This is a genomic window from Alkalibacterium sp. m-11, from assembly GCF_054658155.1.
Genome location: NZ_BAAGIR010000208.1, coordinates 1 through 2,473, shown reverse-complemented (window position 1 = coordinate 2,473; position 2,473 = coordinate 1). Strand labels below are relative to the sequence as shown.

At 40.7% G+C, this 2,473-nt stretch carries 1 protein-coding gene; it reads left to right on the top strand.

Annotated features, from left to right (window positions below):
* Nucleotides 1-556 precede the first annotated feature (556 nt).
* Nucleotides 557-2,350: a reverse transcriptase domain-containing protein gene (locus ACYQ2O_RS11680; RefSeq protein WP_459796668.1), complete on the top strand. Its 1,794-nt coding sequence runs from the start codon at nucleotides 557-559 to the stop codon at nucleotides 2,348-2,350.
* Nucleotides 2,351-2,473: the final 123 nt, after the last annotated feature.

The following is a 2,473-nucleotide window of genomic DNA, read 5'->3' as shown; positions in this document are numbered from 1 at the left end:
GTGCGCCCAGATAGGGCAATGTCAACAGCGGTTTAAGGTGCCGCATAGTAAGATAACGCTATTGTCAACCTGTCCAACCGAAAGGCGAAAGCTGACACGGGAACATAGCATGGCAGGAAAGCGGTAAGTCATCTAAAGGCAATCAGATGCGACTGAACTGCAATGACAAGTGGATATGAGGATAAAACTGGGTTTGTTGAACGTAAGTTTCGAGTTTCTGTTAATGCCCGGACAGAGGAAATTTGCCTGTAACCTCTGATGTGAATGTAATTGCGTACAGATTTCGCGCAATTGGTTATCATTTAATTCACATGACCTGTTGGAGAACCAATGGTAAAGAAACGAAAACGTATCCGAAAATCCACATACCTATTGGCATTGTTAACTGGGGATACCCTAAACAGAAACGCCGGAAACGGCTATAGCTAAAGGGCTTGAATATTCTGCATGGGTACGGAGCTTCCATAGTAGTCCGCGAGGGGTAATGACCCTTACATGGCGAAGGGAAGCAGTTGTTACGCGCCAAAATTTATATTGATTAGGGAGGAATACCTCAATGAAACCAACAATTGAGATTTTGGAGAGAATGAATCAAAACTCAAATCGCAACAAGAATGAAATTTTCACGCGGGTTTACCGTTACCTGCAAAGACCAGACATCTATTTTCTTGCTTACAAAAATCTGTATGCCAATAGTGGCGCAGCAACACCTGGTGTCGATAATGACACAGCAGATGGCTTCAGCGAGGAAAAGATAGAGCTTATTATCCAAAGTCTGACAGATGGAACCTATACACCTAAGCCTGTACGTAGGACGTATATTGCAAAAAAGCAAAGTAATAAATTACGTCCTTTAGGACTTCCGACATTCACTGATAAATTGGTTCAGGAAGTAATCAGAATGATTCTAGAAGCTATTTATGAACCTACATTTTGTGATACTTCCCATGGCTTTAGACCTAACAGAAGCTGTCATACCGCTCTAGGAATGGTATCAAAAGGATTCAATGGAGTGAAATGGTTCGTCGAAGGTGATATCAAAGGCTGTTTTGATAACATTAATCACAATGTGCTCGCTGAATTGATAGGAAAGAAAATCAAGGACGCGCGTTTCAACCAACTTATTCGCAAATTCTTAAAGGCAGGATATATGGAAGATTGGCGATACCACAGTACATATAGTGGGACGCCCCAAGGTGGAATAATTTCACCTGTACTAGCCAATATATACTTGCACGAGTTGGACATGTTTGTTGAACAGCTAAAAGCTAAATTTGACAAGCCCTTACCCCGAGGCAAGAGAACACCGGAATATTCAAGGCTACGAAGTAAAGCAGTCCGCTTGAGAAAAAAGTTAGAAAATGCGGATGAGCACCAAAAGCCGGCACTACTTGCTGAATTACGACAAACCAGAGCGAAACAGCTTTCAACCCCTAGTAAATTACAAGAGGATAAGAATATTAAATATGTGCGTTATGCAGATGATTTTCTTATCGGGGTTATCGGAAGTAAATCTGACTGTGAATGGGTAAAATCGGAACTGAAAACATTTATCAGAAATACGCTGAAAATGGAACTCAGTGAAGAAAAAACACTTATTACTCACAGCCACAACAAAGCAAGATTTCTAGGCTATGATGTTTGTGTAAGGCGCAACAGTCAAATCAAACAAGGTGGAAATGGGTATACCAAAAGAACGCTTAACAACAAAGTGGAACTCACGGTTCCATTCAAAGATAAAATTGAAAGTTTTCTGTTAGATAAAGGTATAGTGAAACAAATTAACGGTAAGTATCGCTTTGTCCACCGCCCAAGCTTGCTACAAATCACGGAATACGAGATTGTTTCAACCTACAACGCAGAATTGCGAGGAATCTGTAACTACTACCGAATGGCAAGTAATTTTAACAACTTAAATTACTTTGCTTACCTTATGGAGTATAGTTGCTTAAAAACACTTGCAGCAAAGCGTAAAAGCAGCATTGCCCGAATTATTCGCTTGCATCAAGATGGGCAAGGGAAATGGTGTGTACCATATAAGACGGCTAAAGGTGAAAAACGACTCTATTTCGCAAAATATTCTGATTGTAAAGGGCAAAGTTCATTTAGTGACAAAATACGTAATGACGCAGTTATCTATAGTCATAAACGTAACCCTTTTGAAGATGGATTAAAAGCAAGAGTTTGTAAGTTGTGTGGAACAACCGAAGCGACACACTATGAAATACACCATGTTAAAAGGCTCAAAGACTTGAAGGGAAAAGCTCCATGGGAGAAATACCTAATAGCGCGAAACCGAAAAACTATGGTGGTCTGTCGAGATTGTCACAAAGAAATCCACAGAAATTGAGTTTTGAATAATTGAGTAACAATGGAGAGCCGTGTACATCGAGAGGTGTAAGCACGGTTCGGGGAGGGGTCTGCGCAAACCTGTTGTAGAAATACAATAAGGCGGCGCTTTCCTACTCTACTG

Bases quoted from the DNA above. Each gene is read 5' to 3' on its own strand.
- ACYQ2O_RS11680 (WP_459796668.1), top strand. From the start codon at position 557: ATGAAACCAACAATTGAGATTTTGGAGAGAATGAATCAAAACTCAAAT.